At 65.4% G+C, this 18,320-nt stretch carries 2 protein-coding genes; one reads left to right on the plus strand and one right to left on the minus strand.

The window, feature by feature from the left end:
- Positions 1-58 precede the first annotated feature (58 nt).
- Positions 59-16,627 (minus strand): retention module-containing protein, encoded by a 16,569-nt coding sequence (locus SBP02_RS05735; protein WP_318645433.1) that lies wholly within the window; start codon positions 16,625-16,627, stop codon positions 59-61.
- Positions 16,628-16,949: 322 nt separating this feature from the next.
- Between SBP02_RS05735 and SBP02_RS05740 the strand changes: the two genes are divergently transcribed.
- Positions 16,950-18,299: a TolC family outer membrane protein gene (locus SBP02_RS05740; protein WP_318645434.1), complete on the plus strand. Its 1,350-nt coding sequence runs from the start codon at positions 16,950-16,952 to the stop codon at positions 18,297-18,299.
- Positions 18,300-18,320 lie beyond the last annotated feature (21 nt).

Here is an 18,320-nt window from a genome sequence, read left to right on the forward strand (position 1 = left end):
TATTTTCGATCCATAGCAGTGAACCCCGCCACCGGACGGTAGCGGGGGTTTTGCTTACTTAACTGTGATCGATTTTGATGATCGGATCGGACCCGGCTATTAGTGAGTTGATGATTTGTGAGGAGTTCGAGCCGTAGTTGAAAAGATCGACCGGATTGCCGCCGTTCTCCAGTTTGATTGTTACATCGGCACCCGTACTGCTGAGGTTTCCGGAAGTACTGACTTCCAGGGTCGAGGTGGCGGTGTTGATGCGCATGTACTGGGTGATGTCCGGTGCATTCTCTTCGTTCTGCAGAAGGTCGCGCAGATCGATGCGGTCGCCCTCGCTGATGTTAAAGTCCTTGATTACATCACGACCGGTATCGCCCTGCTTCCAGGTGAAGGTGTCTGCACCGCTGCCACCCCAGAGGGTGTCATTGCCGGCACCTCCGATAAGAATATCGTTGCCAGCGTCACCGAAGAGCACGTCGTTGCCTGCCCCTCCGAGCAAGGTGTCGTTGCCGTTGCCGCCTTCGAGGCGATCATTACCGGCTCCCCCGTTGAGGATGTCGTTGCCTTCACCGCCGCGAATGAGGTCGGCGCCACTGCTGCCGGCGAGATTGTCGGCAGCATTTGTGCCATTGGTCAGCAGGGACTGGCCATTGGCGATGGTCAGGTAGCTGGTGGTGCTGGCGGTGTCGCCATTGCCGGCGGTGTTGGTCGCCGTTATTGTCAGGGTGGCCGAAGCGTTGCCGGCATTGCCGATACTGAGCGACGATAGACTCCAGCCAGTTAGCTCAATGACGTGATCATTGCCGGAGGCGCTGACCGTACGGCTGCCATCGGTAATGGTCATGCCGGCCTCAAGACCGGAGATAGTGAGGTTGGTGTAGTTGCCAGGCGTTAGGCTGAACTTCAGATTGCCACCGTCATTTGCCAAAGCGGTGTCATGGAAACCGCTTTCGACATTGCGAATGGCCGTGATCTGCGCCTGGGTGAGCACGCCAGCATAGATCCGTAGATCATCGAGCTGCCCATTGAGGTAGCGCGTGTCTGCCAGGTCGGACGCAGCACCGTTATTGCTGAAATTGTTGTTTACACCAATCGATACCAATTTGTTTATGGTCGCGGTGAACGCCGGGTCATTAGGAGAGCCAGTCGCTTCGCGCTGGCCATTTACATAGACCTCAACCAGCTTTGTGACCGCGTTTCGAGTAATGGCGACATGGTGCCAATTGCCGTTGTTTATTGCGCTGGTGCTGTAGACGCCCGGGACGTTTCCGAGGCCGAAACCGATCTTGCCCTGGTTGTTGATGGCGCCCCATTGAATATCGTTGCCGCCACCAACCTGTTCGCTGCCGATAACGCTGGGCAGGTCCCAAGAGTTGCCTGCTCCGTTGACGCCACCGACTTGTGTGGTCTTGATCCAGAACGTGAGGGTGGCGGTTCCCATCAACGGTTGAGTGACTGAGGTGTCGATGTTTACTCGGTCGCCAACATCCTGAAAGTTCAGGTTGTTTCCTGCAGTTGCATTGCGCGGGGCACTGGCGAAACTGGGCAAGGCACTGCCGCCAGTACTGTTGTCATCAGCCAAGCGCCCCGTCTGGTTGGTGTATTGATTGATGGTCGTAGTAGCGCCGCTGGCTTCATTGAAGGTCCACTGACCGATGGTCGCGATGCTCAGGGTCGGGCTACTGGCATCACTGACCGGAGCCACATTCACCGTGACGGTCGCGGTTGATCGGTCGCCATTGGCATCCGTGATCGTATAGGTGAAAGCGTCGGGGCCGTTGTAGTCGGCCGCGGGGGTGTAGGTGAACGTGCCATTGGTATTGACCACTGCCGTGCCGTGGCTGGCTTGTGTCTCTAGGCTCCAGACGTTGCCGCCGTCCAGCGATGGCTTGTCGTTGCTGGCCAGGTTGCCGCTGATGGAGGTGTCTTCCTTGGTATGTATGGCATCGTCGACCGCGTGCGGCACACGATTGGCAATCAGATTTACATCTATTAGGCCGTTGGCTGTATCGCCATCGGCGTCGGTCAGGGTGTATCTCAGATCCAGCGGTATATCGGCGAAGTAGTTGTTGGCCGTGATGCCGGAGAAACCGATGCGGAAGTCGCCGCTGCCTGCAGGGGCGCTGATCTCCAGGTTGGTGAAGTATATGGCGCCGTTTTGCAGCGGTATGTTGAACGGCAGATCTGCGTTACCCGCACCGGACACGCTGCCCGAATAGGTTACGGTATTACCGAGAGCGTCCACTGCGGCGGTAACCGTCCAGTTCACGGTATAGGCGCTGTTGCCCTGTCCCTCCACCAGCATGTTCAGGCCGCGTACCTGACCGTTGGTTCCGCTCGGGTCGCTAAAGCCCATGGACAGCTTCTCGCCCGCGTTGAACCAGTTCCCGCCGACACCAATCCAGTTGTTGTTGGTGTTGACCGTCGATGTGGCTCCGCTGCCGGTTACCGCCGTCATGCGGTTGATCAGGTAGTCGCCGAAGCCAAGCTCAAGCTGGTTGATGTTGCCGCCGCTGATTACCGTGTAGCTGCTTTCTGCACCAAGAGTGCCCAGGCGGCCAACACTGTTGAGCAGCTCGAAGCTGTATTGCGGGCTGTTGTTAGCATTGACCGTCGCGGGGTCGATGGTGGCACGGAAAATCAAGGTGCCGTCGGCCAGTTGTCCGGTGAGCGTGCCATTGCCATGGTCGACATAGCTGACTTGCTTGCCGTCGAACACGAGCCCAGGAAGGCCCGCGGTGTTCCACTTGACACTGGTGATGTCATTGGACAGCGTCGCTTGGGTCAGGAAACCCGATTCGCTGTGGGCGCCATCGTTGGCCGTAGTGATGGTCTTGTCGCCCGTTACCAGCGGTGCGTCGTCTGCCACCGTGATCTTGAAATTGGAAGTGGTGAGCTGGTTGCCGGCGCTGTTTTTGACGATCAGCGACAGGGGAATGTCGAGGCTGTGCGCTTCACCGGGGATAGCTGCGTGGTCGATGGCCAGGAATTGCTTGAAGGCATAGCCGTCGTTCGCCGCATTGAGGGTCACGGTGAAGACTGAGGTGCCGTTCGGCGTGCTCGCCGTCAGCGTGCGGCTGCCTTGGTCCCATGAGTAGGAAATCGGCTGCCCGTTCGACTGAAGGGTTGTGGTCGTCGCTTCCAGCGATAGCACGAAGTCTGAGCTTATGCCGGTGATTGAGCCGGTATGTACGATGTCGTTGCCACTGAGGCTGTCAGTGTTGAACCGTGCATCGTCGTCGTCGCCAGCAGTGTTTTGGATGATGATGTTGGCCGGCGCATCGGTGCGGCCGTTGATGGTGATGGTCAGGGTCGCGGTGGTGCTGCTGCCGTCACCGTCGGTGAGGGTGTAGGTGAAGCTGTCGCTCAGCGATTGGCCGTCGTTGAGGGCATTGACCGCGGCATTGGCGTTGTTCAGGACGTAGCTGTAGCTGCCGTTGCTGTTGAGGGTCAGGGTGCCGTAGCCATTGACGCTGGCGAACACGCCGGCGGTGACCGGGGTGGCGTTGGCATCGGCGCCGACCGTGTCGTTGCTCAGCACGTTGCCGCTGACGCTGCTCGAGGCGGCGTCTTCGTTGATGCTGTTGACGTCGTCGAGCGCGGTCGGGGTGCTGTCGGTGATGGCGATGTCGAGGTTGTCGCCGCGGCTCACGCCGTTGGCGTCGGTGACGCTGATGGCGATGCTGTCGACGATCGCGGCGCCGGCGCTGTGGCTCAGTACGCGCGGGTCATAGGTGTAGCTGACCACGCCGCTGGCGGCGTTGTAGCCGGTGAGCACCAGGCTGCCTTCGCCGGTGTCGACGGTGACAGTGCTGCTGGCCAGGGCATTGAGCTGGGCCAGGGTCAGGGTGGTGCCGCCGACCGTGAGCGAGGCGATGCCGGCCTCGGCGCCGATGGTGAAGCTGCCGGCGGTGGCGCCGGCGGTTTCCGGCAGGGTGCTGTCGGTGGTGTTCAGGGCGCCGTCGGTGTCCGGGATGGTCACGGTGGGCGGGCCATCGGTGCGGCCGTTGATGGTGATGGTCAGGGTCGCGGTGGTGCTGCTGCCGTCACCGTCGGTGAGGGTGTAGGTGAAGCTGTCGCTCAGCGATTGGCCGTCGTTGAGGGCATTGACCGCGGCATTGGCGTTGTTCAGGACGTAGCTGTAGCTGCCGTTGCTGTTGAGGGTCAGGGTGCCGTAGCCATTGGCGCTGGCGAACACGCCGGCGGTGACCGGGTTGGCGTTGGCATCGGCGCCGACCGTGTCGTTGCTCAGCACGTTGCCGCTGACGCTGCTCGAGGCGGCGTCTTCGTTGATGCTGTTGACGTCGTCGAGCGCGGTCGGGGTGCTGTCGGTGATGGCGATGTCGAGGTTGTCGTCGCGGCTCACGCCGTTGGCGTCGGTGACGCTGATGGCGATGCTGTCGACGATCGCGGCGCCGGCGCTGTGGCTCAGTACGCGCGGGTCATAGGTGTAGCTGACCACGCCGCTGGCGGCGTTGTAGCCGGTGAGCACCAGGCTGCCTTCGCCGGTGTCGACGGTGACATTGCTGCTGGCCAGGGCATTGAGCTGGGCCAGGGTCAGGGTGGTGCCGCCGACCGTGAGCGAGGCGATGCCGGCCTCGGCGCCGATGGTGAAGCTGCCGGCGGTGGCGCCGGCGGTTTCCGGCAGGGTGCTGTCGGTGGTGTTCAGGGCGCCGTCGGTGTCCGGGATGGTCACGGTGGGCGGGCCATCGGTGCGGCCGTTGATGGTGATGGTCAGGGTCGCGGTGGTGCTGCTGCCGTCACCGTCGGTGAGGGTGTAGGTGAAGCTGTCGCTCAGCGATTGGCCGTCGTTGAGGGCATTGACCGCGGCATTGGCGTTGTTCAGGACGTAGCTGTAGCTGCCGTTGCTGTTGAGGGTCAGGGTGCCGTAGCCATTGACGCTGGCGAACACGCCGGCGGTGACCGGGGTGGCGTTGGCATCGGCGCCGACCGTGTCGTTGCTCAGCACGTTGCCGCTGACGCTGCTCGAGGCGGCGTCTTCGTTGATGCTGTTGACGTCGTCGAGCGCGGTCGGGGTGCTGTCGGTGATGGCGATGTCGAGGTTGTCGCCGCGGCTCACGCCGTTGGCGTCGGTGACGCTGATGGCGATGCTGTCGACGATCGGCGCGCCGGCGCTGTGGCTCAGTACGCGCGGGTCATAGGTGTAGCTGACCACGCCGCTGGCGGCGTTGTAGCCGGTGAGCACCAGGCTGCCTTCGCCGGTGTCGACGGTGACATTGCTGCTGGCCAGGGCATTGAGCTGGGCCAGGGTCAGGGTGGTGCCGCCGACCGTGAGCGAGGCGATGCCGGCCTCGGCGCCGATGGTGAAGCTGCCGGCGGTGGCGCCGGCGGTTTCCGGCAGGGTGCTGTCGGTGGTGTTCAGGGCGCCGTCGGTGTCCGGGATGGTCACGGTGGGCGGGCCATCGGTGCGGCCGTTGATGGTGATGGTCAGGGTCGCGGTGGTGCTGCTGCCGTCACCGTCGGTGAGGGTGTAGGTGAAGCTGTCGCTCAGCGATTGGCCGTCGTTGAGGGCATTGACCGCGGCATTGGCGTTGTTCAGGACGTAGCTGTAGCTGCCGTTGCTGTTGAGGGTCAGGGTGCCGTAGCCATTGGCGCTGGCGAACACGCCGGCGGTGACCGGGGTGGCGTTGGCATCGGCGCCGACCGTGTCGTTGCTCAGCACGTTGCCGCTGACGCTGCTCGAGGCGGCGTCTTCGTTGATGCTGTTGACGTCGTCGAGCGCGGTCGGGGTGCTGTCGGTGATGGCGATGTCGAGGCTGTCGCCGCGGACCACGCCGTTGGCGTCGGTGACGCTGATGGCGATGCTGTCGACGATCGGCGCGCCGGCGCTGTGGCTCAGTACGTTGGGATCATAGGTGTAGCTGACCACGCCGCTGGCGGCGTTGTAGCCGGTGAGCACCAGGCTGCCTTCGCCGGTGTCGACGGTGACATTGCTGCTGGCCAGGGCATTGAGCTGGGCCAGGGTCAGGGTGGTGCCGCCGACCGTGAGCGAGGCGATGCCGGCCTCGGCGCCGATGGTGAAGCTGCCGGCGGTGGCGCCGGCGGTTTCCGGCAGGGTGCTGTCGGTGGTGTTCAGGGCGCCGTCGGTGTCCGGGATGGTCACGGTGGGCGGGCCATCGGTGCGGCCGTTGATGGTGATGGTCAGGGTCGCGGTGGTACTGCTGCCGTCACCGTCGGTGAGGGTGTAGGTGAAGCTGTCGCTCAGCGATTGGCCGTCGTTGAGGGCGTTGACCGCGGCATTGGCGTTGTTCAGGACGTAGCTGTAGCTGCCGTTGCTGTTGAGGGTCAGGGTGCCGTAGCCATTGACGCTGGCGAACACGCCGGCGGTGACCGGGTTGGCGTTGGCATCGGCGCCGACCGTGTCGTTGCTCAGCACGTTGCCGCTGACGCTGCTCGAGGCGGCGTCTTCGTTGATGCTGTTGACGTCGTCGAGCGCGGTCGGGGTGCTGTCGGTGATGGCGATGTCGAGGCTGTCGCCGCGGACCACGCCGTTGGCGTCGGTGACGCTGATGGCGATGCTGTCGACGATCGGCGCGCCGGCGCTGTGGCTCAGTACGCTGGGATCATAGGTGTAGCTGACCACGCCGCTGGCGGCGTTGTAGCCGGTGAGCACCAGGCTGCCTTCGCCGGTGTCGACGGTGACATTGCTGCTGGCCAGGGCATTGAGCTGGGCCAGGGTCAGGGTGGTGCCGCCGACCGTGAGCGAGGCGATGCCGGCCTCGGCGCCGATGGTGAAGCTGCCGGCGGTGGCGCCGGCGGTTTCCGGCAGGGTGCTGTCGGTGGTGTTCAGGGCGCCGTCGGTGTCCGGGATGGTCACGGTGGGCGGGCCATCGGTGCGGCCGTTGATGGTGATGGTCAGGGTCGCGGTGGTGCTGCTGCCGTCACCGTCGGTGAGGGTGTAGGTGAAGCTGTCGCTCAGCGATTGGCCGTCGTTGAGGGCGTTGACCGCGGCATTGGCGTTGTTCAGGACGTAGCTGTAGCTGCCGTTGCTGTTGAGGGTCAGGGTGCCGTAGCCATTGGCGCTGGCGAACACGCCGGCGGTGACCGGGGTGGCGTTGGCATCGGCGCCGACCGTGTCGTTGCTCAGCACGTTGCCGCTGACGCTGCTCGAGGCGGCGTCTTCGTTGATGCTGTTGACGTCGTCGAGCGCGGTCGGGGTGCTGTCGGTGATGGCGATGTCGAGGCTGTCGCCGCGGACCACGCCGTTGGCGTCGGTGACGCTGATGGCGATGCTGTCGACGATCGCGGCGCCGGCGCTGTGGCTCAGTACGTTGGGATCATAGGTGTAGCTGACCACGCCGCTGGCGGCGTTGTAGCCGGTGAGCACCAGGCTGCCTTCGCCGGTGTCGACGGTGACATTGCTGCTGGCCAGGGCATTGAGCTGGGCCAGGGTCAGGGTGGTGCCGCCGACCGTGAGCGAGGCGATGCCGGCCTCGGCGCCGATGGTGAAGCTGCCGGCGGTGGCGCCGGCGGTTTCCGGCAGGGTGCTGTCGGTGGTGTTCAGGGCGCCGTCGGTGTCCGGGATGGTCACGGTGGGCGGGCCATCGGTGCGGCCGTTGATGGTGATGGTCAGGGTCGCGGTGGTGCTGCTGCCGTCACCGTCGGTGAGGGTGTAGGTGAAGCTGTCGCTCAGCGATTGGCCGTCGTTGAGGGCATTGACCGCGGCATTGGCGTTGTTCAGGACGTAGCTGTAGCTGCCGTTGCTGTTGAGGGTCAGGGTGCCGTAGCCATTGACGCTGGCGAACACGCCGGCGGTGACCGGGTTGGCGTTGGCATCGGCGCCGACCGTGTCGTTGCTCAGCACGTTGCCGCTGACGCTGCTCGAGGCGGCGTCTTCGTTGATGCTGTTGACGTCGTCGAGCGCGGTCGGGGTGCTGTCGGTGATGGCGATGTCGAGGCTGTCGCCGCGGACCACGCCGTTGGCGTCGGTGACGCTGATGGCGATGCTGTCGACGATCGGCGCGCCGGCGCTGTGGCTCAGTACGCTGGGATCATAGGTGTAGCTGACCACGCCGCTGGCGGCGTTGTAGCCGGTGAGCACCAGGCTGCCTTCGCCGGTGTCGACGGTGACATTGCTGCTGGCCAGGGCATTGAGCTGGGCCAGGGTCAGGGTGGTGCCGCCGACCGTGAGCGAGGCGATGCCGGCCTCGGCGCCGATGGTGAAGCTGCCGGCGGTGGCGCCGGCGGTTTCCGGCAGGGTGCTGTCGGTGGTGTTCAGGGCGCCGTCGGTGTCCGGGATGGTCACGGTGGGCGGGCCATCGGTGCGGCCGTTGATGGTGATGGTCAGGGTCGCGGTGGTGCTGCTGCCGTCACCGTCGGTGAGGGTGTAGGTGAAGCTGTCGCTCAGCGATTGGCCGTCGTTGAGGGCATTGACCGCGGCATTGGCGTTGTTCAGGACGTAGCTGTAGCTGCCGTTGCTGTTGAGGGTCAGGGTGCCGTAGCCATTGACGCTGGCGAACACGCCGGCGGTGACCGGGTTGGCGTTGGCATCGGCGCCGACCGTGTCGTTGCTCAGCACGTTGCCGCTGACGCTGCTCGAGGCGGCGTCTTCGTTGATGCTGTTGACGTCGTCGAGCGCGGTCGGGGTGCTGTCGGTGATGGCGATGTCGAGGCTGTCGCCGCGGACCACGCCGTTGGCGTCGGTGACGCTGATGGCGATGCTGTCGACGATCGGCGCGCCGGCGCTGTGGCTCAGTACGCTGGGATCATAGGTGTAGCTGACCACGCCGCTGGCGGCGTTGTAGCCGGTGAGCACCAGGCTGCCTTCGCCGGTGTCGACGGTGACATTGCTGCTGGCCAGGGCATTGAGCTGGGCCAGGGTCAGGGTGGTGCCGCCGACCGTGAGCGAGGCGATGCCGGCCTCGGCGCCGATGGTGAAGCTGCCGGCGGTGGCGCCGGCGGTTTCCGGCAGGGTGCTGTCGGTGGTGTTCAGGGCGCCGTCGGTGTCCGGGATGGTCACGGTGGGCGGGCCATCGGTGCGGCCGTTGATGGTGATGGTCAGGGTCGCGGTGGTGCTGCTGCCGTCACCGTCGGTGAGGGTGTAGGTGAAGCTGTCGCTCAGCGATTGGCCGTCGTTGAGGGCGTTGACCGCGGCATTGGCGTTGTTCAGGACGTAGCTGTAGCTGCCGTTGCTGTTGAGGGTCAGGGTGCCGTAGCCATTGACGCTGGCGAACACGCCGGCGGTGACCGGGGTGGCGTTGGCATCGGCGCCGACCGTGTCGTTGCTCAGCACGTTGCCGCTGACGCTGCTCGAGGCGGCGTCTTCGTTGATGCTGTTGACGTCGTCGAGCGCGGTCGGGGTGCTGTCGGTGATGGCGATGTCGAGGTTGTCGTCGCGGCTCACGCCGTTGGCGTCGGTGACGCTGATGGCGATGCTGTCGACGATCGCGGCGCCGGCGCTGTGGCTCAGTACGCGCGGGTCATAGGTGTAGCTGACCACGCCGCTGGCGGCGTTGTAGCCGGTGAGCACCAGGCTGCCTTCGCCGGTGTCGACGGTGACATTGCTGCTGGCCAGGGCATTGAGCTGGGCCAGGGTCAGGGTGGTGCCGCCGACCGTGAGCGAGGCGATGCCGGCCTCGGCGCCGATGGTGAAGCTGCCGGCGGTGGCGCCGGCGGTTTCCGGCAGGGTGCTGTCGGTGGTGTTCAGGGCGCCGTCGGTGTCCGGGATGGTCACGGTGGGCGGGCCATCGGTGCGGCCGTTGATGGTGATGGTCAGGGTCGCGGTGGTGCTGCTGCCGTCACCGTCGGTGAGGGTGTAGGTGAAGCTGTCGCTCAGCGATTGGCCGTCGTTGAGGGCATTGACCGCGGCATTGGCGTTGTTCAGGACGTAGCTGTAGCTGCCGTTGCTGTTGAGGGTCAGGGTGCCGTAGCCATTGACGCTGGCGAACACGCCGGCGGTGACCGGGGTGGCGTTGGCATCGGCGCCGACCGTGTCGTTGCTCAGCACGTTGCCGCTGACGCTGCTCGAGGCGGCGTCTTCGTTGATGCTGTTGACGTCGTCGAGCGCGGTCGGGGTGCTGTCGGTGATGGCGATGTCGAGGTTGTCGCCGCGGCTCACGCCGTTGGCGTCGGTGACGCTGATGGCGATGCTGTCGACGATCGGCGCGCCGGCGCTGTGGCTCAGTACGCGCGGGTCATAGGTGTAGCTGACCACGCCGCTGGCGGCGTTGTAGCCGGTGAGCACCAGGCTGCCTTCGCCGGTGTCGACGGTGACATTGCTGCTGGCCAGGGCATTGAGCTGGGCCAGGGTCAGGGTGGTGCCGCCGACCGTGAGCGAGGCGATGCCGGCCTCGGCGCCGATGGTGAAGCTGCCGGCGGTGGCGCCGGCGGTTTCCGGCAGGGTGCTGTCGGTGGTGTTCAGGGCGCCGTCGGTGTCCGGGATGGTCACGGTGGGCGGGCCATCGGTGCGGCCGTTGATGGTGATGGTCAGGGTCGCGGTGGTGCTGCTGCCGTCACCGTCGGTGAGGGTGTAGGTGAAGCTGTCGCTCAGCGATTGGCCGTCGTTGAGGGCGTTGACCGCGGCATTGGCGTTGTTCAGGACGTAGCTGTAGCTGCCGTTGCTGTTGAGGGTCAGGGTGCCGTAGCCATTGGCGCTGGCGAACACGCCGGCGGTGACCGGGGTGGCGTTGGCATCGGCGCCGACCGTGTCGTTGCTCAGCACGTTGCCGCTGACGCTGCTCGAGGCGGCGTCTTCGTTGATGCTGTTGACGTCGTCGAGCGCGGTCGGGGTGCTGTCGGTGATGGCGATGTCGAGGTTGTCGCCGCGGCTCACGCCGTTGGCGTCGGTGACGCTGATGGCGATGCTGTCGACGATCGGCGCGCCGGCGCTGTGGCTCAGTACGCGCGGGTCATAGGTGTAGCTGACCACGCCGCTGGCGGCGTTGTAGCCGGTGAGCACCAGGCTGCCTTCGCCGGTGTCGACGGTGACATTGCTGCTGGCCAGGGCATTGAGCTGGGCCAGGGTCAGGGTGGTGCCGCCGACCGTGAGCGAGGCGATGCCGGCCTCGGCGCCGATGGTGAAGCTGCCGGCGGTGGCGCCGGCGGTTTCCGGCAGGGTGCTGTCGGTGGTGTTCAGGGCGCCGTCGGTGTCCGGGATGGTCACGGTGGGCGGGCCATCGGTGCGGCCGTTGATGGTGATGGTCAGGGTCGCGGTGGTGCTGCTGCCGTCACCGTCGGTGAGGGTGTAGGTGAAGCTGTCGCTCAGCGATTGGCCGTCGTTGAGGGCATTGACCGCGGCATTGGCGTTGTTCAGGACGTAGCTGTAGCTGCCGTTGCTGTTGAGGGTCAGGGTGCCGTAGCCATTGACGCTGGCGAACACGCCGGCGGTGACCGGGGTGGCGTTGGCATCGGCGCCGACCGTGTCGTTGCTCAGCACGTTGCCGCTGACGCTGCTCGAGGCGGCGTCTTCGTTGATGCTGTTGACGTCGTCGAGCGCGGTCGGGGTGCTGTCGGTGATGGCGATGTCGAGGTTGTCGCCGCGGCTCACGCCGTTGGCGTCGGTGACGCTGATGGCGATGCTGTCGACGATCGGCGCGCCGGCGCTGTGGCTCAGTACGCGCGGGTCATAGGTGTAGCTGACCACGCCGCTGGCGGCGTTGTAGCCGGTGAGCACCAGGCTGCCTTCGCCGGTGTCGACGGTGACATTGCTGCTGGCCAGGGCATTGAGCTGGGCCAGGGTCAGGGTGGTGCCGCCGACCGTGAGCGAGGCGATGCCGGCCTCGGCGCCGATGGTGAAGCTGCCGGCGGTGGCGCCGGCGGTTTCCGGCAGGGTGCTGTCGGTGGTGTTCAGGGCGCCGTCGGTGTCCGGGATGGTCACGGTGGGCGGGCCATCGGTGCGGCCGTTGATGGTGATGGTCAGGGTCGCGGTGGTGCTGCTGCCGTCACCGTCGGTGAGGGTGTAGGTGAAGCTGTCGCTCAGCGATTGGCCGTCGTTGAGGGCATTGACCGCGGCATTGGCGTTGTTCAGGACGTAGCTGTAGCTGCCGTTGCTGTTGAGGGTCAGGGTGCCGTAGCCATTGGCGCTGGCGAACACGCCGGCGGTGACCGGGGTGGCGTTGGCATCGGCGCCGACCGTGTCGTTGCTCAGCACGTTGCCGCTGACGCTGCTCGAGGCGGCGTCTTCGTTGATGCTGTTGACGTCGTCGAGCGCGGTCGGGGTGCTGTCGGTGATGGCGATGTCGAGGTTGTCGCCGCGGCTCACGCCGTTGGCGTCGGTGACGCTGATGGCGATGCTGTCGACGATCGGCGCGCCGGCGCTGTGGCTCAGTACGCGCGGGTCATAGGTGTAGCTGACCACGCCGCTGGCGGCGTTGTAGCCGGTGAGCACCAGGCTGCCTTCGCCGGTGTCGACGGTGACATTGCTGCTGGCCAGGGCATTGAGCTGGGCCAGGGTCAGGGTGGTGCCGCCGACCGTGAGCGAGGCGATGCCGGCCTCGGCGCCGATGGTGAAGCTGCCGGCGGTGGCGCCGGCGGTTTCCGGCAGGGTGCTGTCGGTGGTGTTCAGGGCGCCGTCGGTGTCCGGGATGGTCACGGTGGGCGGGCCATCGGTGCGGCCGTTGATGGTGATGGTCAGGGTCGCGGTGGTGCTGCTGCCGTCACCGTCGGTGAGGGTGTAGGTGAAGCTGTCGCTCAGCGATTGGCCGTCGTTGAGGGCATTGACCGCGGCATTGGCGTTGTTCAGGACGTAGCTGTAGCTGCCGTTGCTGTTGAGGGTCAGGGTGCCGTAGCCATTGGCGCTGGCGAACACGCCGGCGGTGACCGGGTTGGCGTTGGCATCGGCGCCGACCGTGTCGTTGCTCAGCACGTTGCCGCTGACGCTGCTCGAGGCGGCGTCTTCGTTGATGCTGTTGACGTCGTCGAGCGCGGTCGGGGTGCTGTCGGTGATGGCGATGTCGAGGCTGTCGCCGCGGACCACGCCGTTGGCGTCGGTGACGCTGATGGCGATGCTGTCGACGATCGGCGCGCCGGCGCTGTGGCTCAGTACGTTGGGATCATAGGTGTAGCTGACCACGCCGCTGGCGGCGTTGTAGCCGGTGAGCACCAGGCTGCCTTCGCCGGTGTCGACGGTGACATTGCTGCTGGCCAGGGCATTGAGCTGGGCCAGGGTCAGGGTGGTGCCGCCGACCGTGAGCGAGGCGATGCCGGCCTCGGCGCCGATGGTGAAGCTGCCGGCGGTGGCGCCGGCGGTTTCCGGCAGGGTGCTGTCGGTGGTGTTCAGGGCGCCGTCGGTGTCCGGGATGGTCACGGTGGGCGGGCCATCGGTGCGGCCGTTGATGGTGATGGTCAGGGTCGCGGTGGTGCTGCTGCCGTCACCGTCGGTGAGGGTGTAGGTGAAGCTGTCGCTCAGCGATTGGCCGTCGTTGAGGGCATTGACCGCGGCATTGGCGTTGTTCAGGACGTAGCTGTAGCTGCCGTTGCTGTTGAGGGTCAGGGTGCCGTAGCCATTGACGCTGGCGAACACGCCGGCGGTGACCGGGTTGGCGTTGGCATCGGCGCCGACCGTGTCGTTGCTCAGCACGTTGCCGCTGACGCTGCTCGAGGCGGCGTCTTCGTTGATGCTGTTGACGTCGTCGAGCGCGGTCGGGGTGCTGTCGGTGATGGCGATGTCGAGGCTGTCGCCGCGGACCACGCCGTTGGCGTCGGTGACGCTGATGGCGATGCTGTCGACGATCGCGGCGCCGGCGCTGTGGCTCAGTACGTTGGGATCATAGGTGTAGCTGACCACGCCGCTGGCGGCGTTGTAGCCGGTGAGCACCAGGCTGCCTTCGCCGGTGTCGACGGTGACATTGCTGCTGGCCAGGGCATTGAGCTGGGCCAGGGTCAGGGTGGTGCCGCCGACCGTGAGCGAGGCGATGCCGGCCTCGGCGCCGATGGTGAAGCTGCCGGCGGTGGCGCCGGCGGTTTCCGGCAGGGTGCTGTCGGTGGTGTTCAGGGCGCCGTCGGTGTCCGGGATGGTCACGGTGGGCGGGCCATCGGTGCGGCCGTTGATGGTGATGGTCAGGGTCGCGGTGGTGCTGCTGCCGTCACCGTCGGTGAGGGTGTAGGTGAAGCTGTCGCTCAGCGATTGGCCGTCGTTGAGGGCATTGACCGCGGCATTGGCGTTGTTCAGGACGTAGCTGTAGCTGCCGTTGCTGTTGAGGGTCAGGGTGCCGTAGCCATTGGCGCTGGCGAACACGCCGGCGGTGACCGGGGTGGCGTTGGCATCGGCGCCGACCGTGTCGTTGCTCAGCACGTTGCCGCTGACGCTGCTCGAGGCGGCGTCTTCGTTGATGCTGTTGACGTCGTCGAGCGCGGTCGGGGTGCTGTCGGTGATGGCGATGTCGAGGCTGTCGCCGCGGACCACGCCGTTGGCGTCGGTGACGCTGATGGCGATGCTGTCGACGATCGGCGCGCCGGCGCTGTGGCTCAGTACGTTGGGATCATAGGTGTAGCTGACCACGCCGCTGGCGGCGTTGTAGCCGGTGAGCACCAGGCTGCCTTCGCCGGTGTCGACGGTGACATTGCTGCTGGCCAGGGCATTGAGCTGGGCCAGGGTCAGGGTGGTGCCGCCGACCGTGAGCGAGGCGATGCCGGCCTCGGCGCCGATGGTGAAGCTGCCGGCGGTGGCGCCGGCGGTTTCCGGCAGGGTGCTGTCGGTGGTGTTCAGGGCGCCGTCGGTGTCCGGGATGGTCACGGTGGGCGGGCCATCGGTGCGGCCGTTGATGGTGATGGTCAGGGTCGCGGTGGTACTGCTGCCGTCACCGTCGGTGAGGGTGTAGGTGAAGCTGTCGCTCAGCGATTGGCCGTCGTTGAGGGCGTTGACCGCGGCATTGGCGTTGTTCAGGACGTAGCTGTAGCTGCCGTTGCTGTTGAGGGTCAGGGTGCCGTAGCCATTGACGCTGGCGAACACGCCGGCGGTGACCGGGTTGGCGTTGGCATCGGCGCCGACCGTGTCGTTGCTCAGCACGTTGCCGCTGACGCTGCTCGAGGCGGCGTCTTCGTTGATGCTGTTGACGTCGTCGAGCGCGGTCGGGGTGCTGTCGGTGATGGCGATGTCGAGGCTGTCGCCGCGGACCACGCCGTTGGCGTCGGTGACGCTGATGGCGATGCTGTCGACGATCGGCGCGCCGGCGCTGTGGCTCAGTACGCTGGGATCATAGGTGTAGCTGACCACGCCGCTGGCGGCGTTGTAGCCGGTGAGCACCAGGCTGCCTTCGCCGGTGTCGACGGTGACATTGCTGCTGGCCAGGGCATTGAGCTGGGCCAGGGTCAGGGTGGTGCCGCCGACCGTGAGCGAGGCGATGCCGGCCTCGGCGCCGATGGTGAAGCTGCCGGCGGTGGCGCCGGCGGTTTCCGGCAGGGTGCTGTCGGTGGTGTTCAGGGCGCCGTCGGTGTCCGGGATGGTCACGGTGGGCGGGCCATCGGTGCGGCCGTTGATGGTGATGGTCAGGGTCGCGGTGGTGCTGCTGCCGTCACCGTCGGTGAGGGTGTAGGTGAAGCTGTCGCTCAGCGATTGGCCGTCGTTGAGGGCGTTGACCGCGGCATTGGCGTTGTTCAGGACGTAGCTGTAGCTGCCGTTGCTGTTGAGGGTCAGGGTGCCGTAGCCATTGGCGCTGGCGAACACGCCGGCGGTGACCGGGGTGGCGTTGGCATCGGCGCCGACCGTGTCGTTGCTCAGCACGTTGCCGCTGACGCTGCTCGAGGCGGCGTCTTCGTTGATGCTGTTGACGTCGTCGAGCGCGGTCGGGGTGCTGTCGGTGATGGCGATGTCGAGGCTGTCGCCGCGGACCACGCCGTTGGCGTCGGTGACGCTGATGGCGATGCTGTCGACGATCGCGGCGCCGGCGCTGTGGCTCAGTACGTTGGGATCATAGGTGTAGCTGACCACGCCGCTGGCGGCGTTGTAGCCGGTGAGCACCAGGCTGCCTTCGCCGGTGTCGACGGTGACATTGCTGCTGGCCAGGGCATTGAGCTGGGCCAGGGTCAGGGTGGTGCCGCCGACCGTGAGCGAGGCGATGCCGGCCTCGGCGCCGATGGTGAAGCTGCCGGCGGTGGCGCCGGCGGTTTCCGGCAGGGTGCTGTCGGTGGTGTTCAGGGCGCCGTCGGTGTCCGGGATGGTCACGGTGGGCGGCACGGAAATGGAGAATCCGTTCTGCTCTAGGTCGGTACCGGTTTCTTCATCAGTTCTCTCGGATGAGAACCCCAAACCTTGGGTCTCAAAGCCTACGGTCGGATCCAGTCGCTCGGCCGTTTCGTCCAGCATCACAAAGCTGTGGCCGCCGCCCGGGGCGCCGCCAGCGCCACCGGTGGCGCTGCCTGGGCCGGCAGCGGTGGGGTCTAGTTCGGTAGTCGGGTCGAAGCCTGCCGCAATGGCCTGCTCCAGCTCGGAGGTCGGATCATTATCCGCTTGTTCCTGTTCGGGGGCTTCGGAGTGCCCGGCCGGCCACTGGCTGCTTTCGCCGATATCTACCTGGTCGCCATTGGCCAGTTGCACGGTGACCGAGCTGCCCAGTGCGGTGATGAGCTGCTCGCCCTGGAACAGACGCTCCCCTTCGAAAACCTGGCGCTTCAGGCCGTCCAGGGAGGTTGCGAATACCTGACCGACAATAGATTTGATGATGGCGACGAAATTAGACATAAACAGCTCCATGCGCGCGTGCGCGCGGCGTGATCCTTCGATTAAAGTCGCTAGGGCTCTTTTTTGAAAGCAAAATTGGCGTCAATAAAATGTCTTTTTCTGTTTTTATGGGCGGCGCCATGTCAGACTATTGACCGTGTAGTCGCGATCATAAACAATCTCGGTCGCTAATGTCACTTTGATATCGGTTTCTCTGTTTGTGTGATGCGCATCATGCCATCGGTGGCTGTGGGCTGCTTTGCGCGTGAGCGTGCCGGGCGGTGAATTAGCCTCTCACTCTTTGGATGCAGCCAAACTCTGCCTGAAAGGAATCCTACTGCTTATGCGTTTATCAGCCCTTTTCCCTATTTCCCTGTCTCTTGCGGTGTCCTTGTCGGCTCAGGGGCAAACCCTCAGCGAAGCGATGCAGAGCGCGCTCGATGTGCATCCGGAGATCCAGGCGGGTATCAATGCACGCCTGTCCGTGGAGGAGCAGATGAAGGCGGCCAGGGGCGGCTATTTGCCGCAGGTCGATCTGCTCGCCGGATACGGTCGTGAGTACACGGACAGCCCGGGTACCCGTGGCACTACCCACAATACTGAGACTCTGACCCGTGGCGAGTCGACCCTGCGGCTACAGCAGATGCTCTTCGACGGCTTCGCCACCAGTAGCGAGGTCGGCCGTCAGCGCGCCACCGTCAATGCGCGCGCCTATGAGGTGCTGGGTACCTCCGAGCGCACCGCGCTGGATGTGGCACAAGTTTACTTGGAAGTGCTCAAGCGTCAGAACCTGGTGCGCCTGGCCGAGGACAACCTGCGCAGCCACGAGCGTATCTACGATCAAATCTCGCTGCGCAGCCAGAGCGGGGTGGGGCGTATGGCGGATCTGGATCAGGCCGAGGCCCGCCTGGCTCAGGCACGCAACAACCTGATCACCGAGCAGACCAATCTGGCCGATGCCCAGGTCAACTACTTCAGCGTGGTCGGTCGCAGGGCCAGTGAGCTGAGCCTGCCGCAGGGGTTGCCAGGTGGCTTGCCGGAAAGTCTGCAGGCGGCGCGCGAGGAGATGTTGGTGAACAACCCCTTCCTCAGTTCTGCCGAGGCCGACGTGCAGGCCAGCGAGCAGCAGTACGAGGCGGCCAAGTCGGCCTTCTATCCGCGCTTCGACGCCGAGCTGTCGAGGGGGGCGGACAACAACATAGATGGCACTTCGGGCCACAGCAATGAATGGCAGGCGATGCTGCGCATGCGCTACAACCTGTTCGCCGGCGGCAGCAACAAGGCCGACCTGCAGTCCAAGGCGCACCAGATCAATCAGGCCATGGATATCCGCAACAATGCCCTGCGGGTACTGATCGAGGAGCTAGGCCTGGCCTGGAACGCCCTGGACAATGCCCGTCAGCAGCTGCCGATCGCCCAGCAGTATGTCGATCACAGCAGTCGCGTCCGCGAGTCCTACCAGAAGCAGTTCACCCTGGGCGAGCGCAGCCTGCTTGACCTGCTCGACAGCGAGAACGAGCTGTTCACCGCCTCGCGTCGACTGGAGGACGTGCGCTTCATCGAACTGTTTACTCAATACCGGATCAAGGCCACCATGGGCTCCCTGCTCAAGAGCCAGGGCGTGGTGGCGCCGATGGCGGCTGCGCCGCTGGATGTGGTCAAGGCCAAGGTGGCGTTGCCCTCCCTCAATTGAGCGTAATACCCCTTGAAAGAG

This window comes from Pseudomonas benzenivorans, assembly GCF_033547155.1.
Classification (GTDB): domain Bacteria; phylum Pseudomonadota; class Gammaproteobacteria; order Pseudomonadales; family Pseudomonadaceae; genus Aquipseudomonas; species Aquipseudomonas benzenivorans_B.

Coding starts and splice junctions, on each gene's coding strand:
- SBP02_RS05735 (WP_318645433.1), bottom strand. CDS start 16,627: ATGTCTAATTTCGTCGCCATCATCAAATCTATTGTCGGTCAGGTATTC.
- SBP02_RS05740 (WP_318645434.1), top strand. CDS start 16,950: ATGCGTTTATCAGCCCTTTTCCCTATTTCCCTGTCTCTTGCGGTGTCC.